This is a genomic window from Candidatus Accumulibacter sp. ACC012, assembly GCF_907163155.1.
Classification (GTDB): Bacteria; Pseudomonadota; Gammaproteobacteria; order Burkholderiales; family Rhodocyclaceae; genus Accumulibacter; species Accumulibacter delftensis.
Window position 1 is genome coordinate 77028 of record NZ_CAJQUC010000011.1, and the last position, 25357, is coordinate 102384.

The 25357-nt window shown below is 61.4% G+C and carries 30 protein-coding genes; 5 read left to right on the forward strand and 25 right to left on the reverse strand.

From position 1 onward, the window contains the following. Positions 1-44 precede the first annotated feature (44 nt). Positions 45-2027, forward strand: a complete 1983-nt coding sequence (rpoD, locus tag QZ648_RS13045) for an RNA polymerase sigma factor RpoD (protein WP_169066226.1) — start codon at positions 45-47, stop codon at positions 2025-2027. A 296-nt stretch (positions 2028-2323) separates the two neighbouring features. Continuing rightward, positions 2324-3055 (forward strand): serine protease, encoded by a 732-nt coding sequence (locus QZ648_RS13050; protein ID WP_291997330.1) that lies wholly within the window; start codon positions 2324-2326, stop codon positions 3053-3055. Positions 3056-3142: 87 nt separating this feature from the next. Here QZ648_RS13050 and QZ648_RS13055 read toward each other — a convergent pair whose 3' ends face one another. Beyond that, positions 3143-3859 (reverse strand): DsbC family protein, encoded by a 717-nt coding sequence (locus QZ648_RS13055; protein ID WP_169066228.1) that lies wholly within the window; start codon positions 3857-3859, stop codon positions 3143-3145. Positions 3860-3889: 30 nt separating this feature from the next. Beyond that, positions 3890-5059, reverse strand: a complete 1170-nt coding sequence (locus tag QZ648_RS13060; protein ID WP_169066229.1) for a UbiH/UbiF family hydroxylase — start codon at positions 5057-5059, stop codon at positions 3890-3892. A gap of 94 nt (positions 5060-5153) precedes the next feature. Between QZ648_RS13060 and QZ648_RS13065 the strand changes: the two genes are divergently transcribed. Then, positions 5154-5633 carry a hypothetical protein gene (locus QZ648_RS13065; protein ID WP_291997331.1) on the forward strand — a complete coding sequence of 160 codons (480 nt, stop codon included), beginning with the start codon at positions 5154-5156 and terminating at the stop codon, positions 5631-5633. A 38-nt stretch (positions 5634-5671) separates the two neighbouring features. Here QZ648_RS13065 and QZ648_RS13070 read toward each other — a convergent pair whose 3' ends face one another. The 15 genes from QZ648_RS13070 to ribBA all read right to left on the reverse strand — a co-directional run bounded on the left by QZ648_RS13070 (position 5672) and on the right by ribBA (position 16988). Further along, entirely contained in the window at positions 5672-6022 is a 351-nt protein-coding gene (locus QZ648_RS13070) for a PsiF family protein (protein WP_291997332.1), read from the reverse strand. Positions 6023-6066: 44 nt separating this feature from the next. Further along, positions 6067-7002, reverse strand: a complete 936-nt coding sequence (gene hprK, locus QZ648_RS13075) for an HPr(Ser) kinase/phosphatase (RefSeq protein ID WP_169066266.1) — start codon at positions 7000-7002, stop codon at positions 6067-6069. A gap of 5 nt (positions 7003-7007) precedes the next feature. Next, the gene (ptsN, locus tag QZ648_RS13080) at positions 7008-7460 is read right to left on the reverse strand and encodes a PTS IIA-like nitrogen regulatory protein PtsN (RefSeq protein ID WP_169066231.1); all 453 of its coding nucleotides are present in this window, start codon (positions 7458-7460) and stop codon (positions 7008-7010) included. A gap of 105 nt (positions 7461-7565) precedes the next feature. Continuing rightward, positions 7566-7892: a ribosome-associated translation inhibitor RaiA gene (gene raiA, locus QZ648_RS13085; protein ID WP_169066232.1), complete on the reverse strand. Its 327-nt coding sequence runs from the start codon at positions 7890-7892 to the stop codon at positions 7566-7568. A gap of 16 nt (positions 7893-7908) precedes the next feature. After that, a complete protein-coding gene (locus tag QZ648_RS13090) occupies positions 7909-9348 on the reverse strand; it encodes an RNA polymerase factor sigma-54 (protein WP_291997333.1) in 1440 nt (479 codons plus the stop codon). 82 nt (positions 9349-9430) lie between these two features. After that, positions 9431-10165, reverse strand: a complete 735-nt coding sequence (gene lptB, locus QZ648_RS13095; RefSeq protein WP_291997334.1) for an LPS export ABC transporter ATP-binding protein — start codon at positions 10163-10165, stop codon at positions 9431-9433. A 3-nt stretch (positions 10166-10168) separates the two neighbouring features. Beyond that, entirely contained in the window at positions 10169-10621 is a 453-nt protein-coding gene (gene recX / locus QZ648_RS13100; protein WP_169066235.1) for a recombination regulator RecX, read from the reverse strand. Positions 10622-10632: 11 nt separating this feature from the next. After that, entirely contained in the window at positions 10633-11649 is a 1017-nt protein-coding gene (gene recA / locus QZ648_RS13105; protein ID WP_291997335.1) for a recombinase RecA, read from the reverse strand. A 160-nt stretch (positions 11650-11809) separates the two neighbouring features. Then, entirely contained in the window at positions 11810-12694 is an 885-nt protein-coding gene (locus QZ648_RS13110) for a hypothetical protein (protein WP_291997336.1), read from the reverse strand. Between the two features lie 133 nt (positions 12695-12827). Beyond that, entirely contained in the window at positions 12828-13337 is a 510-nt protein-coding gene (locus tag QZ648_RS13115) for a nicotinamide-nucleotide amidohydrolase family protein (protein WP_291997337.1), read from the reverse strand. Then, positions 13334-13864: a phosphatidylglycerophosphatase A gene (locus QZ648_RS13120; RefSeq protein WP_169066239.1), complete on the reverse strand. Its 531-nt coding sequence runs from the start codon at positions 13862-13864 to the stop codon at positions 13334-13336. Before QZ648_RS13120 ends, QZ648_RS13115 begins: the two co-directional genes overlap by 4 nt. Beyond that, on the reverse strand, positions 13836-14795 hold the full coding sequence (gene thiL, locus QZ648_RS13125; protein ID WP_169066240.1) for a thiamine-phosphate kinase: 960 nt from the start codon (positions 14793-14795) through the stop codon (positions 13836-13838). Before thiL ends, QZ648_RS13120 begins: the two co-directional genes overlap by 29 nt. 56 nt (positions 14796-14851) lie before the next feature. After that, a complete protein-coding gene (gene nusB, locus QZ648_RS13130) occupies positions 14852-15340 on the reverse strand; it encodes a transcription antitermination factor NusB (RefSeq protein WP_169066241.1) in 489 nt (162 codons plus the stop codon). Beyond that, positions 15340-15855, reverse strand: coding sequence for a 6,7-dimethyl-8-ribityllumazine synthase (gene ribH, locus QZ648_RS13135; protein ID WP_291997338.1), 516 nt, complete (start codon positions 15853-15855; stop codon positions 15340-15342). The genes nusB and ribH overlap by 1 nt, the downstream gene beginning before the upstream one ends. After that, entirely contained in the window at positions 15855-16988 is a 1134-nt protein-coding gene (gene ribBA / locus QZ648_RS13140; protein ID WP_169066243.1) for a bifunctional 3,4-dihydroxy-2-butanone-4-phosphate synthase/GTP cyclohydrolase II, read from the reverse strand. Before ribBA ends, ribH begins: the two co-directional genes overlap by 1 nt. Positions 16989-17395: 407 nt before the next feature. On the opposite strand from ribBA, the gene QZ648_RS13145 reads away from it, so the two are divergent. Together QZ648_RS13145 and QZ648_RS13150 are read left to right on the forward strand one after the other, a co-directional pair. Beyond that, the gene (locus QZ648_RS13145; RefSeq protein WP_291997339.1) at positions 17396-18739 is read left to right on the forward strand and encodes a response regulator; all 1344 of its coding nucleotides are present in this window, start codon (positions 17396-17398) and stop codon (positions 18737-18739) included. A 26-nt stretch (positions 18740-18765) separates the two neighbouring features. Then, positions 18766-19218, forward strand: coding sequence for a thioredoxin family protein (locus QZ648_RS13150; protein WP_291997340.1), 453 nt, complete (start codon positions 18766-18768; stop codon positions 19216-19218). Between the two features lie 22 nt (positions 19219-19240). On the opposite strand, the gene QZ648_RS13155 is transcribed toward QZ648_RS13150, so the two are convergent. The 8 genes from QZ648_RS13155 to QZ648_RS13185 all read right to left on the reverse strand — a co-directional run bounded on the left by QZ648_RS13155 (position 19241) and on the right by QZ648_RS13185 (position 25320). After that, positions 19241-20155 (reverse strand): MBL fold metallo-hydrolase, encoded by a 915-nt coding sequence (locus tag QZ648_RS13155; protein WP_291997341.1) that lies wholly within the window; start codon positions 20153-20155, stop codon positions 19241-19243. Between the two features lie 94 nt (positions 20156-20249). Then, positions 20250-20441, reverse strand: coding sequence for a DUF1289 domain-containing protein (locus tag QZ648_RS13160; RefSeq protein ID WP_169066246.1), 192 nt, complete (start codon positions 20439-20441; stop codon positions 20250-20252). A gap of 39 nt (positions 20442-20480) precedes the next feature. Beyond that, positions 20481-20750: a DUF1289 domain-containing protein gene (locus QZ648_RS13165; RefSeq protein ID WP_291997342.1), complete on the reverse strand. Its 270-nt coding sequence runs from the start codon at positions 20748-20750 to the stop codon at positions 20481-20483. Positions 20751-22294: 1544 nt separating this feature from the next. Then, positions 22295-23395: a hypothetical protein gene (locus QZ648_RS24975; RefSeq protein WP_366144136.1), complete on the reverse strand. Its 1101-nt coding sequence runs from the start codon at positions 23393-23395 to the stop codon at positions 22295-22297. A gap of 22 nt (positions 23396-23417) precedes the next feature. Beyond that, the gene (locus QZ648_RS13175) at positions 23418-23729 is read right to left on the reverse strand and encodes a hypothetical protein (RefSeq protein ID WP_291997344.1); all 312 of its coding nucleotides are present in this window, start codon (positions 23727-23729) and stop codon (positions 23418-23420) included. Beyond that, a complete protein-coding gene (locus QZ648_RS24980; protein WP_366144137.1) occupies positions 23677-23829 on the reverse strand; it encodes a hypothetical protein in 153 nt (50 codons plus the stop codon). Before QZ648_RS24980 ends, QZ648_RS13175 begins: the two co-directional genes overlap by 53 nt. After that, positions 23777-23992 (reverse strand): hypothetical protein, encoded by a 216-nt coding sequence (locus tag QZ648_RS13180; protein ID WP_291997345.1) that lies wholly within the window; start codon positions 23990-23992, stop codon positions 23777-23779. Before QZ648_RS13180 ends, QZ648_RS24980 begins: the two co-directional genes overlap by 53 nt. Positions 23993-25152: 1160 nt before the next feature. Beyond that, entirely contained in the window at positions 25153-25320 is a 168-nt protein-coding gene (locus QZ648_RS13185; protein WP_291997346.1) for a hypothetical protein, read from the reverse strand. Between the last annotated feature and the right edge of the window lie 37 nt (positions 25321-25357).

Here is a 25357-nt window from a genome sequence, read left to right on the forward strand (position 1 = left end):
AGAATTTAGAGTTTTTCCAGCATAACGCTATCCGGGAATTGGTCATGGCAAGGGAAAAGGTGGCAACTACGGCGACGAAGGCGGCAAAAGCCAAGGCAGCGGCGGATCTATTGGCGGTTGGCAACCAACCGCCCCCGATCGACGACGAGACGCGCAAGACTCGCCTGAAGACGCTGATCAAGCTCGGCAAGGAGCGCGGTTTCCTGACCTACGCCGAGATCAACGACCATCTACCCGATGATGTCGTCGATGCCGAGCAGATCGAGAGCATCATCAGTACCTTCAACGATATGGGGATCCAGGTCTACGACGAGGCCCCCGACGCTGAAACTCTGCTGATGTCGGACGCTGCACCAGCTTCCGGGGCAGACGATGCCGACGTTGAAGAACAGGCGGAACAAGCGCTGTCCACCGTCGACTCCGAGTTCGGCAGGACAACCGACCCGGTGCGCATGTACATGCGCGAGATGGGTTCGGTGGAACTGCTCACCCGCGAAGGCGAAATCGAGATCGCCAAGCGCATCGAAGACGGCCTGAAACACATGGTTCAGGCAATCTCGGCCTGCCCGACAACGATCGCTGAAATCCTCGGTTGCGCCGACAAGATCAGCCGCGAGGAAATGCGAATCGAGGAGTTGATCGACGGGCTGATTTACCCCGAAGAGGAAAGCTCCCCGGAAGATTCCGCTGAGAATGCCGACGAAAGCGACAACGCCGACGACGGTGACGATAGTGATGACGACGAAGACGACGACGACAACAACAGCGAATCCACCGAGGGCGCGGCGGCCGCAGCCTCGTTGCTGAAACTCAGGACGGAAGGACTCGCTCGCCTTGAACTGATTCGGGAGCACTACAGCAAGGCGCACGCTCTGCTCTCCCGCAAGGGCTCGCAGGACAAAGCCTATCTGATGCTCCAGGAACAGATCTCGAACGAAATGATGGGTATTCGCTTCACCTCGAAAACCATCGAGCGCCTCTGCGACACGGTGCGGGCGATGGTTGACGAAGCGCGGCGCTGCGAGCGCAAAATCCAGAGGATCTGTGTGGACACCGTACGCATGCCACGCCCGCATTTCATCAAGGTCTTTCCGGGCAACGAACTCAACCTCGAATGGGTGGACAGCGAAATCGCGGCAGCGGGCAAGACCTACGCCGCGATCCTCACACGCAATGCTCCGAACATCACCGAAGAACAGCGCAAGCTGCTCGCCCTGCAAGACCGCATCGGGATCCCGCTGAAAGAGCTGAAAGACATCAATAAGCAGATGTCCACCGGAGAAGCCAAAGCCCGTCGCGCCAAACGCGAAATGACCGAGGCCAATCTGCGTCTGGTGATCTCGATCGCCAAGAAATATACCAACCGCGGCCTGCAGTTCCTCGATCTGATCCAGGAAGGCAACATCGGCCTGATGAAAGCCGTCGACAAATTCGAGTACCGTCGCGGCTACAAGTTTTCAACCTACGCCACCTGGTGGATTCGCCAGGCGATCACCCGCTCGATTGCCGATCAGGCGCGAACGATCCGCATCCCGGTGCACATGATCGAGACGATCAACAAGATGAACCGTATCTCTCGGCAGATTCTCCAGGAGACCGGCCTCGAAGCCGATCCGGCGACGCTGGCCAAGAAGATGGAAATGCCGGAAGAGAAAATCCGCAAGATCCTCAAGATCAGCAAGGAACCGATCTCGATGGAAACGCCGATCGGCGACGATGATGACTCGCATCTGGGCGATTTTATCGAGGATCAGGCAACCCTTGCACCTACCGAGGCCGCCCTCTACTCAAGCCTGCGCTTCATTACCAAAGACGTACTGGATACCTTGACACCGCGTGAAGCCAAGGTGCTGCGCATGCGCTTCGGTATCGAAATGAATACCGACCATACCCTCGAGGAGGTCGGCAAGCAGTTCGACGTCACCCGCGAGCGAATACGGCAGATCGAGGCCAAGGCCCTGCGCAAACTACGCCACCCGTCGCGTTCGGACAAGTTGCGCAGCTTCCTGGATAACGGCAACAACTAGGGCGCTCGGCACACACCAACACACGACCTTACCAGCGCGTTGCCACAGCACCTGCGAACACAGCGCAGTGCGCGAAACGAAGGGGACTTTTGTGGTCCCCTTCGCGCCTTCCGACCTGCCTACCCAGGGCGTTTTCCGATCCACAAGGCCGGCGGATGGAAAATATGGCAGCGTCTCGCCACGGGCCAGCGCGAACTGTCAGCGCTTTTAGTGATCAGCCCCGCCCGCGCTCCTTCGGCTCGCTTCGCCTTCTTGGCCGTCACGCAATCGACCCTTGAACCGGCAGCAGCCTGGCAATGATCGAATCCATCCTCCTTGCCGCCACGCGCATCACGACCTTTCTTCAGCAGCAAGCGCTGACCAACGCCAGCGGCTTCTTCTTCAGGCGTGATGAGCAGCTGTTCCTGGTCACCAGCCGGCACGTGCTGTTCGACGAACCTAGCCAGCACACCCCCGATCGCATCGAGATCGAGTTGCATATCAACCCGGACAATCTCGCCGAGTCGACCGCATTCTCGATTCCGCTGTACGCTTACGGTCAGCGCGTCTGGCGGCAAGGCCTCGATATGGCCGGCGCGATCGACGTCGCGGTGGTCGCGATCGATGGCGCCGCGCTGCCGAAAACGGGGGTATACCGTGCCTTTACCCCACGCCATCTGCCGGAGCGCTTCGATCAGGTGGAAGTAGGCAGCTCATTGCTGGTGGTAGGCTTCCCGCTGGGCTTCCAGGACAGCCTGCACCACATGCCGGTGGTACGCCAGGCAATCGTTGCATCTTCGTTCGGGCTCCGTTTTCAGGGGGAAGGCTACTTCCTTACCGACGCCCGCACACACCGCGGGACCAGCGGTGCGCCGGTGGTCATGCGCGTCGCGGCACAGGATTTCGCGTCCAGCGATTTGCCGTGGATGCTTCTCGGCGTCCACTCCGCCCGCCTCGATGTCGGTTTCCGCGACCCGAACCAGGACGAGGCACTTGGGCTCAATTGCGCCTGGTACGCTGACATTCTGCTGACCTTGACCGAGCCCTGAACGAACGCGCTCCACCACCGCTGCACCGCAGCGCCGACGCGGGCTGGTCGCCGCCGACAGTAGGCCATCGGGCACCAACCTCCGTGGCTAGTTGGTGGGGCTAGGCGCCTCGGCAAGCTTTTCCTCGATCTTGGCAAGAGGGATTGCACCGGGGATACGCTCGCCATCCGCAAAGAAGATCGTCGGCGTGCCATTGATGGCCAACTTACGGCCCATTTCGACGCTCTTCTTCACCGCTGTGGTGTCGCAATCGCCCTTACCGCCCGGCGCCTTGCCGTCAATCATCCAATCGTTCCACGCCTTGACCTTGTCAGCCGAACACCAGATCTGATTGGACTTTTCCAGTGAATCGGGCGACAGGATCGGGTAGAGAAAGGTATAGACGGTGACGTTGTCCAGCTTGGCAAGGTCTCTTGCCAATTTCTTGCAGTAGCCGCAGTTCGGATCCTCGAAGCTCGCGAAGACGCGCTTGCCATCACCGCGTACCTGTTTGATCGCATGCGTCAGGGGAAGATCCGAAAACTTGATCGCGGTGAGCTTCTGCATCCGCTCGCTGGTCACGTTCTTCATCGTCTTGCCATCAATCAGGGAGCCGACCAGCAAGGCCGAAGCCTTCTCGTCCGTGTAAACGATCTGGCCATCCGCATACACTTCATAGAGCCCCAGATAAGGCGTTTTGGTGACGCTGGTGACCGGAGCACCGAGCTTTGCTTCGAGTGCCTTCTTGACGCTTGCCTCATCTGCCAGGGTGGGCAGGCTGAGCGCGGCAGCGACGACAACAAATGGCACGAATTTCATATACATCTGGTTTCTCCGGGTTTAGGTAGGGGTGTTTCAGAAGGCGCCGATTGCGTAGCGCACAAGAGAGTTCTTTAGGACTGGCAAAGCGTTCGCCAGGTTCATTCCCAGGTTGCGCAAAGGCCTGAGGCCGGGGAAGTCGTCGTGGAAGAGTTTGTGCAAAGCGTGCGTAGTCGTCTGCATAAGCAGGGTTTCCTCCCGCCGTTCGCGTTGATAGCGCAGGAGCAGGCGCTCGTTGCCAATGTCCTTCCAGTCGGGCGTCCCGGCGAGCAGGCGCGCAAGCACTTTGGCATCTTGATAGCCAAGATTGATGCCGTGGCCGGAGAGCGGGTGGATGCCATGTGCTGCATCGCCAACCAGCGCCAGCCTGGGGGCGACGATTCGCGGCACCTGCATCAGGCGCAGCGGAAACGCCGCGGGAGGAGTGAGCAATTGCAGGGCTCCCAACTGGTGGCTGCCGGCAGCTGCGACCCGGGCGCACAAATCCTCGGCAGACATCGCGAGCAACCTCCTGGCGTTCTCGTCGGGGGTAGACCAGACGATCGAGATACGATTTCCGGGCAGCGGCAGCCAGGCAAGGACCCCGTCCGCACGAAACCACTGCCGGGCAATACCGCCATGCGGGCGCCCGCATTCGAAATTGGCCACCAGACCCATCTCGCCATACGCGGTGTTGATTGCCGGCAGCTCAAGCGCTTCGCGTACCCATGAATCCCTTCCATCGGCGCCAACCAACAACTTGGCCGAAAGTGTGTCGCCGTTGGAAAGGGTCAGCACGGATGCCTCGGAGGTAATTGCCAACGACTGCGGCGCGGCCGGGCAACACAGGCTGAGATTGCCCTGCCGCTTGGCGTTCTCCCAGAGTTCGCAGGCCATCAGCGACGACTCCAAAATCCAGCCAAGCTCCGGGATGCCCGTCTCATAGGCCGAAAAGTCAAGCTCGGCGTCACCGTCACCGAAAATCTGCATGGCGTGAAGCGGGGCAATGCGCTCGACGGCCATGTGCTTCCATGCGCCGATCTCCCGCAGGAAGGCGGCATTGGCCGGCGAAACCGCATAAACGCGCGCATCCCAGCCCGCAGGCCTCTGCGGGGGACGTTGCTCGACCAGGCCAAGCCTGAGGCGGGTGTCACGCAGCGCACAAGCCAGCGAGAGACCCGCCAGGCCTCCACCCACTATTAGAACGTCGAACGCGCTAACTTGCATGTCGATGGGGCTCAGAGAAGAACTGTACAACTGTGCGCTCGTCGTACGCGGCAGATTTTACAAATGCAGCCGAGCGTGTTAGAAGCTCAAAGTCATGACATCGCTCGCCAGACAAGCTGCTCACCTTTACTTCCCGGCAATTGTTCGTTCCGAGCATGATTCCCCGCTAGACGCGTTGGTCGCCGCGTGCGTGCCGCGACCCGAGGCCATGGACCTGGTGGCCGCTTCCTGGGCCGACCGTTATTCGAATTGCCTCCTGGCCTTTGTCGACGGCGGCCGCCCGGTTGTCGTGTTGCGTACGCCCGCGGGGCGGTGGGCGGCGTGTAACGCTTTTCTTGGCAGCCTATATGCAACGGCGCAGGAGGCTGATAAGCACCTGGGAAAACTCCGTCAGCCCCGCCGCGAGGCCTACGTGGTCAGCCTTCCAAGGGACCACATTCACCCCGCCACGCCGGGCAATCTGCTTGCCAAGCTGGCCGCTGACGACGCTGATGAAGAAAGGTCAGCGCGACGCAAAACCCCGAAACGCCGGCCTGCAACCAGCGACAGCAAAAAAAAGCCGGTTGCGGCCTGAGAGCTGGCGCCGAAGAGCGACGCCCGCATGCCGCTTGGCTAGCCCTTGAGGCACTCGCTCATGAAGGCCTTGCGCTCGTCACCCTTGAGCGCCTTGCTGCCAGCCTTGGCGTTGCAGTCCGTCATCTTGTCCTGCTGACTCGTCTTGGCAGGCGCTGCAGCTGCCGGGACTGCTTCCGGAGTCGCCACGGCCGGCGCTTTCTTGAGGCAATTACTCATGAATTGCTTGCGCTCGTCGCCGCTCAAAGCCTTTGTCTTGGCCTCAGCGTTACAGAAGGTCATCTTCTCCTGTTGTGCCTTCTGGGCTGCAGAGGGTTCCTTCTTTTCTTCGGCAGCAAGAGCGCCGCTGGAGGCGAAGACAAGAGCGACAATAGCGATCAAAGCTTTCATCGGAATTTCTCCTAGGTTGAGGAAACGCTGTGATTAGGCCACTGCTAAAGATCTTCGTCAAGCAGCGCCTGCTGCTGGCGATCGATAAAGTCGCCCATGCTATCGATCCCGCGTAGCTGCAGGATGCTGTTGCGGACCGCAGCTTCGAGCAGAACCGCAATGTTCCGACCGGCGGCGACCGGGATGACGACCTTGCGTATTGACACACCGAGGATATCCTGCGACTGGGCATCGAGAGGCAGGCGCGGGCCATCGCTGCTGCTCAGCGGCCTCTGCAGATGGGCAATCAATTTGAGCTTCATTTTCCGGCGCGATGCCGTCTCGCCGAAAATGGTACGGATGTTGAGCAAGCCAAGTCCACGCACTTCCAGATAGTCACGCAACATACTCGGGCAACGTCCTTCGATCGTCGTCGGGGCGATACATGCCAGCTCGACGACATCGTCGGCGACCAGACCGTGGCCGCGTGAAATCAGCTCCAATGCCAATTCGCTCTTGCCGGCACCGGAATCGCCGGTAATCAGGACACCCATTCCGAACACATCCATCAACACGCCATGCACCGACGTCGAACCGGCCAGGCGGCGCGAAAGATAGATGCGCAGCAAGTCGATGACCGCCGAACAGGGCTTCGAGCTGACAAACAGCGGCGTTTGCGTGGACTCGCAAGCGTCGCGAATCTCCGCCAGGATGTCCAGATTGTCGGCGATGATCAGCGCCGGTGGCCTCGCCGCCATCAGTTCCCGCACCTGTTGGCGCAGGCGGTCCACGGTGACGCGTTGCGCCCAGGCATGCTCGGCACGGCCGATAACCTGTAGCCGTTCCGGGTGAATCAGGTTGAGATGACCGACGACGTCAGCACCATAATTACTCTGCTCTTTGAGCGCGATCTGGCGGTCAACGCCGACTGCCACAACCCAGGACAGCTTCAGCTTCTCGCGGTGATCTTCATACAGCTGAATTACGCTGAACTGGCGCAGGGCACTCATGTTCCGCCGGCAAAGATCTGGCGAACACAATTCGCGTCGATGGCACTGGCAAGAGCCTCGCGGCACGTGCGGTCGGAAAAGTGCTGTGCCAATTCGGAGAGGATTTGTAGATGCTGTTCGGTGGCAACTTCGGGAACCAGCAGGACGAACAAAAGTGAAACCGGCTTGCCGTCCGGGGAATCGAAGGGCACCGGCGCAGCCAGACGTAGGAAAGCACCCGTGGCATCTTTCAGGCCTTTGATACGGCCATGCGGAATGGCCACGCCCTGGCCAAGCCCGGTCGAACCAAGCTTCTCGCGCGCGAACAGGCTGTCGAACACAGCACTGCGCGCAATGCCGAGATAGTTTTCGAAAAGGAGGCCCACGTGTTCAAAGACGCGTTTCTTGCTGCTTGCGTCAAGATCAAGAATGATATTTTCAAGGGGAAGTAACTGGGTAATCTGGCTCATGCGACAAAAACCCGAAAAAGGCTGACGTGGATTAATTCAAACTGGAAAGCGCACGGACTGGCCGGCGATTGCTGCCGAGCCTGCCGTGCGCCGACGAAACATCAATCACTCGACGACGATGTGGTCGATGATCTTGCTCCCGCGGTGATGATCCTGCAACTTCTGCTTGTACTTCTGGACCTGGCGCTCGAGCTTGTCGGCGAGGGCATCCACGGCGGCATAAAGGTCCTCATCGACCGTTTCCACGTAGACGTCTTTGCCAGCCAGGTGAACGGTCACTTCTGCTTTCTGCTTCAGTTTTTCCACCGACAGAATCACGTTCACGTCTATCACGTTATCGAAATGACGGGTGATCCGCTCGAGTTTGGCGGTGACGTAATCGCGCAGTGCTGGAGTAATCTCGAGGTGGTGTCCACTGACTTGCAGGTTCATGATGTGGCTCCTTCTTCTAAATGGACTTGCGTAGGTTGACCGACGGAATATTGAGCGCCTCACGGTATTTCGCAATTGTTCGCCGTGCAACGACAATGCCCTGCTGGCCAAGGACTTCGGATATCTGGCTATCCGAAAGAGGTTTCTTCGGTTCTTCGGTGCTGATCAGCTGCTTGATCAACGCACGAATGGCCGTTGCTGAACATGCCCCGCCAGCGTCCGTGCCGACGTGACTGCCAAAAAAATACTTCAGTTCAAAAATCCCGCGCGGCGTTGCCATGTACTTCTGCGTGGTTACCCGCGAGATGGTCGATTCGTGCAGCCCCAGGACATCGGCAATTTCACGCAAGACCAGTGGCCGCATCGCGACTTCACCGTGGTCAAGAAACTGACGCTGACGTTCGACGATAGCCTGCGCCACACGCAGGATCGTGTCAAACCGTTGTTGCACATTGCGGATCAACCAGCGCGCTTCCTGGAGCTGGCCGGCAAGCCCGGAGCCCCGTTGCCGGGAGAGGATCTGAGCGTAGAGACTATTGATTCGCAGACGTGGAAAGGCATCGGCGTTGACGCTGACCGACCACTGCCCCCGCACTTTGCGCACCACCACGTCGGGCGAGATGTAGCGAGTGTCCGCCGAAGCGTACGCTGCGCCTGGCCTTGGATTCAGGCTGCAGATCAACAGATGTGCCGCACGTAGTGCATCGTCGTCGCAACCCGTCTGCTTCTTGAGCTTGACAAAGTCGTGACTGGCCAATAGATCCAGACAGTGACGGACGATCTCCAGCGCCAGCTTACGCGTCGGACCTGCGGGCAAGGCTTCGAGTTGTAACGACAGGCACTCCTGTGCGCTGCGTGCGCCGACCCCGGTGGGGTCGAAATGCTGCAGGTGCTTGAGCGCAATCTGCAGTTCTTCAGGCTCGATCTCCAGCTCCGCCGGCATGGTTTCCGAAAGCTCCGCCAGCGACTGGGTGAGATAGCCGTCGTCATCCAGCGCATCGACCAGGCAGCGTACCAGCACGCGGTCGCGGTCGGGCAGCGTCATCAGGCCGAGTTGCCACAGCAGGTGTTCGCGCAGGGAAACCGTCGCTGCCTGGACATCCTGATAATCGCTGTCTTCGTCGTCGACAGAAGCCGTTGAACTGTGCTGGCTGTTTTCGTCACCGGGCCAGGCGTCGTCGTCGGAGAACGATTGTTCACTGTGCTCGGAGAGTTCCGGACGTTCTGCGTGCTCGTCCGCCGCCACCGGATCGGCGGCCGCTTCCTCGCTACCGTTCGTTGGTGCCTCGGTCCGCGCGTACTCCTCCTCGCGCTCAAGCAACGGGTTCTCCAGCAAGTACTTTTCGAGCTCTTGTTCGAGTTCGATCGTCGACAATTGCAGCAGCCGAATCGATTGCTGGAGCTGTGGGGTCAGGGCAAGATGCTGGGTAAGCTTGAGCTGGAGGGACGGTTTCATTTACAGAACCGGGGAAGTCGCCGCATTGTGGTCGGGAAACTGCCCATAGGGTTCTCGAATTGTGGCTGAAAAACCGGCGGGCTCAGAGGCGGAAATTCTCACCCAGATATACCTTCCGGACGTTTTCATTATAAATGATTTCCTCGGGCCGGCCAGCGGCCAGAACGCTCCCTTCGTTGATGATATAGGCGTGATCACAAATGCCAAGGGTTTCGCGCACGTTGTGATCGGTGATCAACACGCCGATGCCGCGCTCCTTGAGAAAACGGATGATCTTCTGGATATCGAGCACGGCGATCGGGTCCACGCCAGCGAAGGGCTCATCAAGCAGAATGAAACGAGGCCCGGTGGCCAGGGCACGCGCGATCTCGACGCGCCGACGCTCTCCACCGGAGAGTGAGGTCGCCGGACTGCGACGAAGGTGCCCGATATGCAGCTCTTCGAGCAGCTCCACGGTACGCGCCTCGACTTCGTCGGCCGACAGCTTCTGCAGTTCGAGGACCGCTTCGATGTTTTCGCTGACCGTCAGCTTGCGAAAAACAGAGGCTTCCTGCGGCAGGTAGGAGACGCCCAGTCGGGCACGCTTGTGCATCGGCAAGTGCGTGAGCGCCTGCCCGTCGAGATGAACGTCACCACCATCACAGGCGACCAGGCCGACGACCATGTAGAAGCAGGTCGTCTTGCCGGCGCCATTCGGGCCGAGGAGGCCAACGACTTCCCCGCTGAGCACTTCGAATGAGACATCGTGTACCACGGTACGTGACTTGTAGCACTTCTTGAGATTCTGCGTGGAAAGTGTGCTCTGCGTATCTGACATTTCTCAATCGTCTTCAAGATCGCCGCGCAGGACGCGTCGGATGGTTTCAGCGGAAAACCCGCGGCCGGCCAGAAAGCGCATCTGACGGCTGCGCGCCACAACATCGTCGGCGGCCAGCGCTGGTTGGCGAGCGAACTTCCGCTGCCAGACGCGCCACGCCCGCGACAACTCGTCGTCGCCCGTCGCCAGTGCAGCGCTCACCAGCTCGCCGGCAACGCCTTTTGATCGCAATTCATGAGCCAGTTGCGCGTCACCAACGCGCCCGGCACGAGCACTTACCCGCGCCAGTGCGTAACGCTCATCCGACAGCAGGCCGCTGGCGTTCAGGGCGTCGAGCAAGGCTTGCACCTGTTCCGCCGATTCCGCGTGCGGCGCCAACTTGCCGGCAAGCTCAAGCCGCGCGTAGTCGCGGCGCCCGAGCATCCGCAGAGCCCGCTCGCGCAAAGCGTCGCCCATCGCGGGGGGCTCTAGGCGGCCGTCTTCGCCGACGGTGAGGGAACGTTAACGGCGGCACGAATTTTTGCTTCTATCTCCGCGGCGATCTGCGGCTTGCTCTTCAGATACTCACGCGCATTATCCTTGCCCTGGCCTATCTTTTCGCCATTGTAGGCATACCAGGAACCCGATTTCTCGACCAGTTTGTGCAGCACACCGAGTTCGATGATCTCGCCTTCGCGCGAGGTTCCTTCGCCGTAGAGGATATCGAAGACGGCCTCGCGGAAGGGCGGCGCAACCTTGTTCTTGACGACCTTGACGCGGGTCTCGTTTCCGACGACTTCGTCGCCCTTCTTGATGCTGCCGATACGGCGAATGTCGAGACGTACCGACGCGTAAAACTTTAGTGCATTGCCACCCGTGGTGGTTTCCGGACTGCCGAACATGACCCCGATTTTCATGCGAATCTGGTTGATGAAGATCACCAGGGTATTGGTGCGGTTGATGTTGGCCGTCAGCTTGCGTAGCGCCTGACTCATCAGGCGCGCTTGCAGGCCGGGCAGGGAATCACCCATCTCGCCTTCGATTTCGGCCTTCGGCACCAGCGCGGCGACCGAATCGATGACCACCACATCGACACTGGCAGAACGCACCAGCATATCGGCGATTTCCAGCGCCTGTTCGCCGGTATCGGGTTGCGAGATCAGCAGTTCGTCAAGGTTTACACCAAGCTTCTGCGCGTAGCCCGGGTCGAGCGCGTGTTCGGCGTCAATAAAGGCTGCCGTACCGCCAAGCTTCTGCATTTCGGCGATGACCTGCAGGGTCAAGGTCGTCTTGCCTGAGGATTCCGGGCCATAGACCTCAACCACGCGGCCACGCGGAAGGCCTCCGATGCCCAGTGCAATGTCCAGCCCCAGCGAGCCGGTGGAGACCACCGGGACATCGGTCACCACGCTGCCCTCGCCCATTTTCATGATCGAGCCCTTGCCAAACTGCTTTTCGATCTGGGCCAGCGCTGCTGCCAGCGCCTTTGCCTTGTTATCGTCCATTGCCAGTCCCCTTGCTTGAGTGAGCGGAATTATCCCATGTTCGACGGCGCTGAAGATGGCAACCTCCGCACCAACGTTGACTGGCATTATATACAGTCACCAGGGAATGATCTGCCTCTACAAACGGTGGCTGGGAGCTGCGGCTGGGCGAGGCGCTGGTTCAAGCGGTGCGAGCGAGGCGACTTTCCATGCTGCCGATCAGCCATAGCAGCTCGCGCACCGCCCCAGCGGTAAAACCTTGTCGCTCGCCATTGCGGTTGTCGCGCAGGAGTTTGTTCAGGTAAATCAGGCATTCTGGCGAGCCCCAGGTGCGTGAAATCTCCGTGCTGATGCGTGCCACTCCGCCAAGCGTTGGCAGCTGCGGCAGCAGCTGGTCGATCGATGCGCTCCTTTCTTCGCCAACAAAAGCCAGCGCTTCAAAGGCTTCGCCGAGCGACTCCCATTCTGGCGAAGCCACGTTGAAGTGGCGTCTGAGTCGCTGGCCCAGCGCTTCGAAAGGCTGACGCTGCCCATTCTGTCGATAGAGTTCGAGGAGTTTCAGCCAGGGCGTCAGCGCCGCCAAGGGGTGGGCGCTGACAAAGCCCTCCAGCGCCTGCTCTGCGCCTCGGGCGCGCCCGAAGCAGAGCATGATCTCGGCGAGTTCGAGGACCGTAGCGACCTCGGCGTCACGGCGCTCTGGCTGCGGCTGGGCCGGCAACCCCGGCACGCCATCGCTCGCCGGGACAGCATCGGCAAGCATGCTGCTGTCGCCCTCGACAGGCGGCACATCGAGCTCATTGTTGGCCTGCAGCTCCCAACCGGAATCGTCGCTGCTGTCAAACGGGGGGACGACAGAAAGCAGGATCTCCGGCGGCTCGAATCGCTCCTCACGGCAACGGCGAACCAGCCAGCTGACGCCGCCAAGCAAACCGAGGAGGGCCGCCAGCTTGAGCCACCAATTGCGGTGCTCGAGCACGGCCGCGGCGCCACTCGCCGCGACGAAGGCAATCGCCAGCAGCGAACAAATACCCCATATAACGAGAGGAGTGTAGATTCTCGAGCGCATGGTCCGAAATGAAGACAGAGCAGATTCTGGTGGCTCATTTTATTCCGAAGCGCCCGCCTCTGACGCACCTAGCTGTCACATTACTTTATTTTATTAACGCTCTAGCAGAATTCCACAGAGCTGGCTGTGGGCCTCAGCCCAACGGCCTCCTGATACGCTGCAGCAGCCCTTGCAGCGCATGCGCTACCGACTGCGCGCGCACCGCGGAGCGGTCGCCAGCAAAGCAGCGGGTTTCGGTCTCGAGGCGCCCTTGCGGCCCAGCCCAGGCGAAGCAGACTGTCCCCACGGGCCTGCCCGGAGACCCCCCAGCCGGACCGGCAACCCCAGTGACCGCCAGAGCCCAATCCGCACGGCTGCGACACAAGGCGCCGAGCGCCATGGCCGCCGCGCTGGCCTCGCTGACCGCCCCGTGTGCGACAAGGATTTCGGCGCCGACGCCGAGCATCTCGATCTTGGCGTCGTTCGAATAGGTGACAAAACCCCGCTCGAACCAGCGCGAGCTGCCGGCAATCGCCGTCGCACACTGCCCCACCCAACCACCGGTGCAGGATTCGGCGGTCGCCAGGCGCTCGCCATTGGCCAGCAACTGCTCGCCGACTTCGGCAGCCAGCGCTTCCAGCGAAAATTGATCGCTGGCGCTCATGACAAGACAAAACGCAGAATCGCCAGCACCAGCAAGGTATAGCCGGCAGCGACCAGATCGTCGGTCATCACCCCGAATCCGTTCTTCACCTGCTCGTCGAAGTAACGCGCCGGTTGCGGCTTGCTGATGTCGAAAAAGCGGAACAGGCAGAAAGCAGTGGTCTGCCACAACCAATTATCGGGACAAAACAGCAGCACCAGCCAGAACGGTACGATCTCGTCCCAGACGATGCTGCCGTGATCGACGACACCCAGGTCGACGCCGGTCTTGTGTACCGCCAGCACGCCGCCGACGAAACAGACGACAATGAAAGCAAGTAGTTCGAAGTCGCTCATGTACGGACGCAACAGCAGGAACGACAACCAGCCGAAGAGCGTACCGAACGTCCCCGGCGCGCGCGGCGACAAGCCACTGCCGAAACCACAGGCAAGCAGGTGCGCGGGATGCGCCATGAGAAACTGCAGGGAAGGCGGATGGGACGGATTGTAAGGATTGGGATCAGGCAAAGTGGTCGAATCCTTGGCCATCGACGGCTAGCTCCTGGCCGTCTTCGTCAAGCAGCGTCAGGCGCCTGTCGGCCGCAGCGACGATCCGGCCGAAGCGCCAGAGCGGCAGATCAAGCTCGGCGGCCAGCGCGGCAAGCTCGCGCCGTCTTGCCGGCGCTGCCGAGAAAACAAGCTCGTAGTCGTCACCGCCGGCCAGCTGGCATTGGCGCGCGAACGCCGGGTCGGCGCCGGCCGGTCTCGATGGCAGCTGCCCCACCTGGACTTCCGCGGCAACCGCAGAGCGTTCAAGGATATGCCCGAGATCCGCGAGCAAGCCATCCGAGACATCGATGGCCGCGTTCGCCAGGCGACGCGAGCGCAATTCCAGACCCAGTTCGACGCGCGGCCACGGTTGCTGCAAGGCCGCCAGACAGCGTTTGGCGAGCCCCTCCGCGAGCTCAGTCCGTCCCTGCAAATGGGCCAGCCCCAGGGCCGCCAGGCCCGGCCACCCGGAAACCCAGAGGTCGTCACCGGGCAAGGCCCGATCGCGACGAAGCGCCTCGCCGGCAGGCAGTTCACCGAGCACAGTGAAGCACAGATTGAGCGGGCCGCGCGTCGTATCGCCGCCGACCAGATCAACGCCGTAGCGACTGGCGCATGCAAAGACGCCTTCCGAAAACGACGCCAGCCATTCCGCGCACGCTTCCGGCAGGCTGCCCGCAAGTAGCGCCCAGCGAGGCTTGGCGCCCATCGCGGCGAGGTCGGAGAGGTTGACCGCGAGAGCTTTCCAGCCGAGCTGGCGGGGATCGGTATCGGGCAGAAAATGACGGCCAGCAACCAGCATGTCGGTGCTGATCGCCAGTTCGCAACCTGCCGACGGCACGAGCAGCGCGCAATCGTCACCGGGGCCGAGAACCGCCTGCGGCGTCGGCCTGGAAAAATACGTTCGGATCAGTTCAAACTCGCTGGGCATCACCGCCCCTCCTCCTTGCCAATGCACGACTTGCCGGGCTTGCTCGGCGACGCTGCTCAGCGTGCTTTGGCGCGTGCCGCGCGCTTGGCTTCGACCTCGGCCGGACGCAATCTGGCAGCCAGCTTGTCGAGTACGCCGTTGACGTACTTGTGGCCGTCGGTACCACCGTAAGCCTTGGCCAGTTCGATTGACTCGTTGATGATCACCCGATAGGGGGTCTGCGGATAATTACCCAGCTCGAAAGCTCCCGCCAGCAGGACGCTGGCCTCGATCGGTGACAGCTCGTCAAAGGGCCGGTCCAGATACACCTGTAACTGCTCCTGCAGCACCGAACGCTGGACGAGAACACCGCGCAGCAACTTGACGAAGAACTCACGGTCAGCCTTGTCGAAGCCTTCGACGTCGCCGAGGTGCGCTTCGATTGCTGCTTCGTCGTTGCCACTCAGCTGCCACTGGTAAAGCCCCTGCAGGGCGAACTCGCGGGCCCGGCGACGCGGCGACCTGACGGCACTGGCGTTGGCCTTGTTCGGCAAACCCCCGGCCATCACGAGCGCTCCCCGAGTGCCACCAGCAGATTGGCCATCTCGACCGCCACCTGTGCGCAGTCGGCGCCTTTCTGGTGCATGCGGGCCAACGCCTGATCGTCGTCTTCGCAGGTCAGAATTCCGTTGGCGATGGGCACGCCGCTGTCGAGCTGCACTTCCATCACTCCCCGGCTCGAGTCGTTGGCGACGATCTCGAAATGATAGGTTTCGCCGCGGATGACCGCGCCGAGTGCGACCAGCGCGTCGAAACGCTCGCTTTGTGCCATCGTCTGCAGGGCCAGGGGGATCTCCAGAGCGCCCGGGACGGTGGTCAGCGTAATGCGCGCTGCGTCGACGCCGAGGCGCTGCAACTCACTGAGGCAGGCACTGAGCAGGCCTTCACCAATTTCCGGGCTGAAGCGGCTCATGACGATACCGATCGCCAGCCCTTCGCCGTCCAGCGAAGCCGCACATTCGTCGATGGCCTCGTCGCGACGCACGGGCGCGGTGTTGGTAGGCGTTGTCTGGATGCTCATCAGAGTCCTTCAAGGTCGGTCAGTTTGGCAATATGCCCAGTGACTTCGAGATCGAAGCCGGTCATGCTCGGCATCCGCCGCGGACTGGCCAGCAATTTCATCTTGCCGACCCCCAGATCACGCAGGATCTGCGCCCCGATACCGTAGATGCGCGGGTCCCAACGGGCAGCCGGACGTTTGCTCGCGGCTGGCTCACGGAGCATGGCGAGAATATCCTGACCGCTTTCGGGACGGTGCAGCAAGACGATCACCCCCGCCCTCGCCCGCGCCAACGCCGCTTGTGCGACGTCGAGCGAAAAAGTATGCCGCTCCCCACCCGGGTCAAGGAAATCGACGACCGAGAGCGGTTCATGCACCCGCACCAGCGTCTCCTGATCGGGGCAGATCTCGCCCTTGGTGAGCACCAGATGCACCTCGTTCGAGGTGCAATCGGTATACGCGTGCAGCATGAACTCGCCGTGCGCTGACTGTACCGCTTTCGACAGCGTGCGCTCGACCAGGGTCTCGTGCTGGCTGCGGTAATGAATCAGATCGGCGATGGTGCCGATCTTGAGGCCATGCTGGCGAGCGAAGTCGACCAGGTCGTGCAGACGGGCCATGCTGCCATCCTCGTTGAGGATCTCGCAAATCACCGCCGCTGGTTCGAGCCCGGCGAGCAGCGCCAGATCACAACCAGCTTCCGTATGCCCGGCACGCACCAGGACACCGCCCGCGCGCGCCATGATCGGAAAGACGTGCCCGGGCTGCACGATGTCGGTCGGCTCGGCGTTACGCGCCACCGCCGCCTGGATGGTCAGCGCGCGGTCCTGCGCCGAGATCCCCGTGGTCACCCCTTCGGCGGCTTCGATTGAAACCGTGAACGCCGTACTGTACGGACTCTTGTTGTCGCGCGCCATCTGCGTCAGGCCCAGTTGCCCGCAACGCGCTTCGGTCAACGTCAGGCAAATCAGGCCACGCCCGAAACGGGCCATGAAGTTGATCGCTTCCGGCGTAACATGCTCGGCGGCGAGAATCAAATCGCCTTCGTTCTCGCGGTCTTCCTCGTCGACCAGAACGACCATCCGTCCGGCACGCATTTCGACAATGATTTCTTCGATCGGTGATACATCGCCAGAAGTGCTCTGTGGTGCCATTCTTTACATCCTCCACGCCGGGCTTGCGCGTAAATAGGCCCACGCCAACTGGCGACAGGCCATCGCCTGCTAAGACGGGCAGGTTCCTCGGACGCCGCACCGCTCCAGCTGCGTCTGGAAGGGGCAAAGCTCGCCTGGCAAACGCCGCCCCGGCCAGCATCGCTCCCGAGCCCGGCATTCTCTCAGTTTCCGGGCTTGACCGCTATGCAGGGATGAGGCAGATGCTGCTATTGCGGCTATTCGTCGACCAACGCCCTGCCCGGCGATCGCCCAACAAGTCAATTATTCGTTTTATCATGGTCGACAGCGACAGCCCAGGGCAGTCGGCTGATCAGTTGAACGGTAACTGGGTGTGCGTCGGCACATTCCGACGAGGGTGAATGCCAAGAGGGCGAAGGATCAGTTCAATGTCAATCAATGAGAGCTTGTTGTTGATCGCCGCGGGAGTCGGCGTGGCCTTTTTCGCATGGCGCTCCTTCTATACACGTCGCTCAGCGAACGAGCAAGCGGAACGGACGGCAATTGAAGACGCTGCCCGTGCAGAGGCCCAGCGCAAGGCCGCAGAAGAAGCCGCTCGTGCCGAAGCCCAGCGCAAGGCCGCAGAAGAAGCCGCTCGTGCCGAAGCCCAGCGCAAGGCCGCAGAAGAAGCCGCTCGTGCCGAAGCCGAACGCAAGGCCGCAGAAGAAGCCGCTCGTGCAGAAGCCGAGCGCAAGGCCGCAGAAGAAGCCGCTCGTGCAGAAGCCGAACGCAAGGTCGCAGAAGAGGCCGCTCGTGCCGAAGCCGAACGCAAGGCCGCAGAAGAAGCCGCTCGTGCCGAAGCCGAACGCAAGGCCGCAGAAGAAGCCGCTCATGCCGAAGCCGAGCGCAAGGCCGCAGAAGAAGCCGCTCGTGCCGAAGCCGAGCGCAAGGCCGCAGAAGAAGCCGCTCGTGCCGAAGCCGAACGCAAGGCCGCAGAAGAAGCCGCTCGTGCCGAAGCCGAGCGCAAGGCCGCAGGAGAAGCCGCTCGTGCCGAAGCCGAGCGCAAGGCCGCAGAAGAAGCCGCTCGTGCCGAAGCCGAGCGCAAGGCCGCAGAAGAGGCCGCTCGTGCCGAAGCCGAGCGCAAGGCCGCAGAAGAAGCCGCTCGTGCCGAAGCCGAACGCAAGGCCGCCAGGGAGGCGGCGCAGGCCGAGGCCGACCGCCAGGCCGTTGAGAAAGCCCAGCGCCTGGAAGATGAGGAACGGCTGGCGGTCGACCAGGCCATTGCTCGAGAAACCGAGCGCCAGGCAAGCGAGGAAAATGCCCGCCGAGCGGCTGAACGGAAAGCTGCCGAGGACGCACGGCAGCTAGCCGCGGCCCGCACCGCGACTGTCGCGCCGGCAAAAGCGAAGACGCCAGAAGAAACAGTGGTCATGGTCGCAGACGATTCCAAGGTGGTCCGCGTCAAGACCGGCCGGCTGTTGGGCGCGCAGCACTATCAAGTGGTAATGGCTGAAGACGGACTGGACGCCGCCCGGCAAATCGAGAGAGCCTTACCCGATGTACTGATTACCGACGTTGATATGCCCGGCATGAGCGGCTTGCAGCTGACACGGCAGCTGCGTGCCCATGCGGCGACCGCAGGGCTGCCGATCATCATGGTCACTTCGGACAGTGAGCAGTTGCGCGGTGAAGCACACGCCGCGGGCGTAAACGTGCTGCTCGGCAAACCCTACCCCGAGGCGCAACTGCTCGCCCATATTCAGAGCTTGCTTAGCGGACAGAGCTGCACTTGAGGCAGCACGCAACGAGCAGCGGCGAGATGGAGAGGGAGAGCACAGCAAGGTCCGAACAAGCGCCGACGCACGCGGAACGAAAACCCGCGCTGGCCGAGTTCGTCATCGTCTGCCTGTGCGCTGAGTGGTGCGGCGTTTGCCGCGAGTACCAGGACGGCTTCGCGAAGCTTGCCCGCCAGTTTCCGGGAGCCGGATTTCACTGGCTGGATATCGAGGAACACGCCGACGATCTGGGCGACATTGACGTGGACAACTTCCCAACGCTGCTCATCAAGCGCCGGGAGCTGGTCCTTTTCTACGGGACGATGCTACCCACAGCAAGTCACCTGAAACGGACAATCGAAGCCTTCCTCGAACAAAGCATTGAAGAAAGTGAGGAATACGCTTCCTCGAACGTCGAGCGGCACGGCTGGCAGGACGACCAGGACCTGCGCCGACTCAACGCAACGAGCCTGGGCGAACTCTGCCCACAGGTCTAGCCAACGCGACGTTGTACCGCACCTACAGGGCAACCAGCACGCCCTGCTCGTCGCGTAGCGTACCGACGCGAATCAGGTCGCGAACCAGGCGCTGCGCCAGCGCCTGGTTACTGAGATTGAGATAGCGCGTGTTCACGCTCTGGCAGAAACTCAGGCCGGCCAGAAAATCAGGCAGATCGGCACGTGGCAGTTGCCGCCTTTCCAGCAAGGCAAAAGCAAGGATCACCTTGAGCGCGTGCCAGACGAGCAGATCGATATCCTGTTCGAAAGCCGCCAGCCGCCGATAGGCCCGCTCAAAAGCATCGTCGACCTCGATGAACGGCGCGCCATGACCGGGGATCACCAGCTCGACCGGCAGGCGAGCCAGCACGTCGAGCGTTTCACGGGCCGCCTTCAGGCCGCCGGCACCTTCCGGATGGCCGAGAATCTCCGAGAAGATGACCCCGAAGCCGTTCCGCCACAGGGCGTCGCCGGAGATCAGGATGCGCCGCTCGGGGTTGTGAAAAGCAAGCGCGTCCATATCGTGGCCGGGAACCGCAATGGCCCGCCAGTTGAGACCGCCGAGCTCGCTTTCATCGCCGGCGGCAATCGTCGCGTCGTGGCGAAAACGCGTAGCGGACTGGCCAAGCGGCGATAGCAAGAGCGCCTCTTGGTCCCACTCGGCAATCGTCGCATCAATGCCGTGCGGAACAATGACCTGGCAGCCGAAAGCCGCGCTCACCGCCGCGTTGCCGCCGATATGGTCGGAATGCGAATGGGTGTTCAGCAAGCGGGTCAGCCGCCGACCCGCTAGTGCGTGTTCGAGCAAGGCGACGGTCTGCTGGGCCTGCGTGACGTAGCCGCTGTCGATCAAGGCCGCCTGCTCGCCTTCAAGAAAGACGATATTGTTCGACGACAACCAGCCGCGCTCGAGAACCAGCAGGTTCTCGGGCAGCATCAGGGACCGTCCGGAGAATCGTCGGGAGACATCAGCGACTCCCCGGAGGATCGTCGGGCGACATCAGGACTCACCCGGAGAAGCGCCGGCAGCATCAGTGCTTGCCTGGAGAATCGCCGTCGGGGCCCGCATCGACGACCCGCAGCGGACGCGCTTCCTCGGCGACGATCTCCTGCGAAGCCTCGGATACCGGCTCGGGCGGGCGTCCACAGCCAAGGCAGTAACCCGAATCGGGGTCGAACATACACACACCGACGCAGAGATAGTCGTCTTCAGTCGTGCTCATTCGCGATGACCCTGCTCACGTAACCCACTGCCGCCCGGTCTATTCTTCACGCGCTCGCTCCTCGCCTCTGCTGCTGCCCGTCGGCTCACAGTCGTCACGGAAGTCCTCGCCTGCCGCACAGGCACTGTGCTCGATGCGGCGACGCTCGACAGCGACCAGTATGTGCAGACGCTGCTCGTCCCGCGTTCGGCTCCAGACGGCGATCTCCGCAATGGTCCGGAAGCAGCCGATGCAGAAACCGCCGTCGTCGTCCATTTTGCAGACGTTGATGCACGGCGAAGCGACGCTTGGCGTCGGCGGTTGACTCACGACAATCTCCTCCCCATCAAAGACCTTGCTCCTGCTTTTCGCCAGCCCGCTGGCGGGCGAGCAGCGCGCGCGCCGCTTTCGACGCCTGTACTTCCTGGCGCCAGTGACATCTCGAAAAATTGACACATGGGCAGGGGGGCGGGCAACGGCGGTAGACCAACTTTTCGCGATATACTGTCCACAGTGACAGTCATCGTCAGGGAGGCCAAGCGCCTGGCAGGTTGGCAGGAGGTACCGAAGTCTCTCGTGATCAGGCCAAAGAGCGGGGGTACCAGGCGCGGGGCGGCGGACAACTGCCGAGAGAGCATCACGGACAGGCGAACCACTGCGGCAGGCCAAAAAGCGATCAACAGATGCGTGTGGTCGAAACCGCTCATCCCAGTTCAGCAAAGCGAAGCTAAGAAGGGATTGTAGCAGTCATCGTAGTCGCATCGCGGATGGCGGAGAATCATCCTTGGTGTGTACATGCCCAGCAGCCCGCAATCGGCAATTCGGCGACACACTGTCTCAGTGCACAGCACCCCGTGGACAGGCATTACGATCTGCACGCGGTCGCAGCGCAGCGAGTGCCCGCACGCAGTCAGGGTATATCGCGCTGTCTGACTGAGAAACGAGCAGACTAGACAACACAGCACCGGATGTACGAAAAGAAGAGTATAGTCACATCTGGCCGTGAGCGTCGGAACGCGGTCGGGAGCCACCGGCAAGCGGAATTGACCAACAGGGGGCTGAAAGTCACACAGAACGTGGCTGGACCTTCCATAAGGGAGTGCGTCGTGACCACACATGAGCACAATATCAACGGCACAGACAAAGAAATACTGCTCGAGCGCCTCGTTGTCACAGGGATCGAACGTCCGACAGGTCGAAAAGGGACAGACTTGCAGGGAACGTTGGTGATCCATGAAGCAGTGCAACTGTGCGTATGAACAGGGGAGTGTGCTTTACTACGAGACTGACTCCGGTAAGGACGTGCACCGAAACAGTTAGCAAGCTTACCTAGGCGCCGACCGCGTCATAGCGCGAGAAAAGCCGAGCGTTCGTCAAACCTGTGAGGTGTGAGCGGTCGAGAAGCCGGAATACGCCAACCTGCAGCCTCGTACGTGCGGACTACGACCGAGTGACGCGAGCACTCAGAGAGCGCGGTCGCGTTGTTCTGCCGATCATGACGGGGAAGCGGGCCAATGAAGTACGGCGATAACACGGAAGCGATGTCAGTCCGCGAATGTGGCCAGAGCAGCCGATACTCAGCGAGACGCTCGATGGTAGGATTGCACCTGTGAAAGCATGCGCGGTGCACGGACGAACCCGCCTCGTTCTGAGCGCATACGCGAGAGGACACGACTGTCGACCCAAATTATTAGACCTGTACCGTCAGGCGGGCGCATCGAATCAATTCCGCAGAAACACAACAACATGCGACCATATGTGACTCTGGCACCAGTGGGACCCCTGATGCAGCCCGGCAGGCAAAGTCAGCACGAAAGCCTTGACAAGAGGTACCGATTCACTTTGAAGAGATAGGCGTCGACGCCGATGGAGGGTCAACTTGGTGCCCTAGTCTGACTGACAGTCCTGTCAAGTAATACAGACAAGTCGAGGTGCAACCCACTACTCCAACGAAAGGATGCAGTACCGCGAGCGCGTAAGCGCGATACAAAGACAACAGGGATAAGAAGACACAGAAGCCACCAGGGTAGTGAGTGGCGACCGAACCAGTCGGGTAGGCAAGGGGTCACAAGCGTGCCAACCTGAGATGTGGGTCCGCCAGACTGTAAAAACACCCGAGGCATGGGTGAATCGTCGGGGCGGGGCAAACTGCCTTGGTGGCGGCCGAACAATACGTGGGTGAGTGGTGCCATTGGGAAAACTCCGTTTCTGGTTCCTCTTCTCATTACGCGACGACGCTGCCACCAGCGACGGTCGGCCCATCCGACCGCACTGGCCGCAAACGACCGCTTCGAGAACCCCGTCCGCGCCGCCTCACCGACTCGCCACCAGCGCCAGGCGCAAAGGCGTCCGCCTCGTAAGCAACGGCCACTCGTACACGAATCGCCGCTGCGATAGTTAGCGTCGTTGCGACTGTCTGTCAAGCAGCCACCGTCGTGCGAACTCCACGGCGACCAGGGGTCGCCCGAATGGCTGGCCCTGTTGAGCGCCGCCGCCTGCTCGCGGAGCAGACCGGCGACCGCGGCGACAAAGAAGACATTTCGCGTGGTTCGCTGCGCGCCGGGAACAGGAACTCGCGGGCTACGCTCGATCAGGCCGGTATCGAGATCGGCGTCGGCGAAAGCCGGGCAGACCACCAGGCGATGACAGGAAAGTGACGTTGGTACTGACGCCGACGATGCGATAGTCGGCAGCGCCTGCCACATGCGCTCCAAGCCGCGTCGCGGGTCGACATCCCAGACAACGAGCTTGGCGATCATCGGATCGTAGTAGAGCCGAGATTTCGTCGCTTGTTCGATGCCCGTATCGACGCGCACATTGAGCTCTCGGCGTGGTCGAAGAGATGCACCAGTCGCCCGTTGACGGCAGAAAGTCTGCTCGCGATTCTCCGATAGATACCGCCTCAGCGCGTGTCCCGATTTCCAGTTGCTCCTGGCGCAGCGCGCGGCTCGCCGCTGGCGACGCGCAACTGCCACTCGACAAGGTCCTGCCCGGAAATCATTTCGTCACCGGATGCGCGACCTGCAAGCGGGTGTTCATTTCCATGAAATAGAAACTGCCGTCGCGCACGAAAGTGTCACTGGCGATGAACTCGACGGTACCGGCACCGACGTAGCCGACCCGCGCGCCGCGGCGTCGACCGCCGCCTTGCCCATTGCTGGCACGCCGTGCCGCGCTCATTCCCGAGCTGCGCTTCTTCGAGACTTTCTGGTGCCGGCGCTGCACCGAGCAGTCGCGTTCGAAGAGATGAACGTAATTACCCTGCGTGTCGGCGAAAATCTGGAATTCGATATGGCCGCGACGGCTCAAGATACTTCTCGATGAGCACCTTGTCGTCGCCGAAGGATGAGGCTGCCTCACGCTGGCACGAAGCCAGCGCCGCGGCAAAATCCTCGCCGCGCTCGACCAACGCATCCCCTATCCACCACCGCCGGCCGCGCCTTGATCAGCACCGATAGCCGATCGCCCTCGTCCTCGCGCCAAACGCCCCGTGCCTTGTCTCGCCAGGATAGCCCGGCGCAGCCGAACGCCGGCACGCTCATGATCGCCTTGGCGGCGGACTTCGAACCCATGGCGCGTGGATCGTCTGCCGCCGGTTTGGACCAATGAAGACAATCCCCGCCGCAGCACAGGGCGTCGCAAGTACTCTTTCTCGGACAAAAAGCCGTAGGCCCTAGTGAACCCCTCCGCACGGTACGCCCGTGCCGCATCAAGACTTCGCTCGCCGACCAATAGGACTCGCTTAGAAAAGCTGCGCAGCCGAACCGATGCCCACCGCCTCGTCGGCAAGGCGACGTGGTGCGGCGTGGCGTCGCCTCCGAGTAGACGCGACGCCTCGCACGCCCAACTACGAGCGGTCTTGCTTCACTCGGCAGCGATCGTCGCCGCGATGTGTCAAGTCATAATCTTTGTAAACCATCGGAGCACCTTTCACCTTCACGCCCCCCCAGGGGGCAGCGCGATTATCAGAGTCAGCGCGCAAGCCGCCAGACAATGCTCTTGATTCGGGGCATCGTTTTCCCGGCAAGTCGCAACTCTCAAACGTGCGCCTCACTCGAGCCGCCAGTTTTGGCCGCCGCTTTTCGAGGAAAAGCGGTCGAGAACCATCATCCTGCCTTCTGTGCTGGCGTCGGCACTCGTGTAAGTTGCTTTTGCTCGTTTCGGTCGATGGTCCTGCTCGTCGAGTCGGCCTGCCCGGCAACGACCCGTAGTTCAGCGCCTTGCACTCGTCCTGCGCGCGCGGGTCCATTGGCCAGCAAACCATCAACAATCTCGAATGGCGTCGTCGTTAGTTCTCCCCGGTACGATCTCTTCAGCAAGCCTATCCGAGAGGCTTCGGCGGCCGAAAAGCGCTCGGCGGTCGCATGTAGCGCCGCTGTAGACCTCGCCTATAGCCGCCATAAGCGTCGGGTGATCACCGCCGGGAATGATTCCCACTTTCACTTGCTAAGCGTAAATACGCATCGTGTAGTTCCGACGCGATATCACAAGCGGCGTATTCAGAGGCCGGGGACGCCGCCGCCATATGTTCGAGGCCCCTGAACACGCTGCGATCGTCGCTTCGAAAGGTGTTCGTTGAGGGTCGACAAGAAGCTTTCGTCGAGGCGATTCGCGTCGCGCAGTTTTCCTCCTCCGAGTAGTTGGGCAGTCCCCGCGCCGCATCCATTCAGTCGACACGCGGGCGGCAGAAGCTCGTGCCGGTCGATGACAGACGACGGCGCGAACCGCGGGGTCAGGCTTCGAGTTGCACGCAGGCCGCGGTGATCGCGGAGATCATTTTTTTTTTTGTGTTGCTCGTCGAAGCGTTGTGGCGCTGCGCCTTGTTCAGGGTCAAGGATGCAGACACCGCCGTCTGAACTCGGTCACTATATTCGTAAGTCGCTTCATCAAGCTCGTTCATCACTCCGGAAAAGCCGAACCTTCGTCCGCTTCGGCAG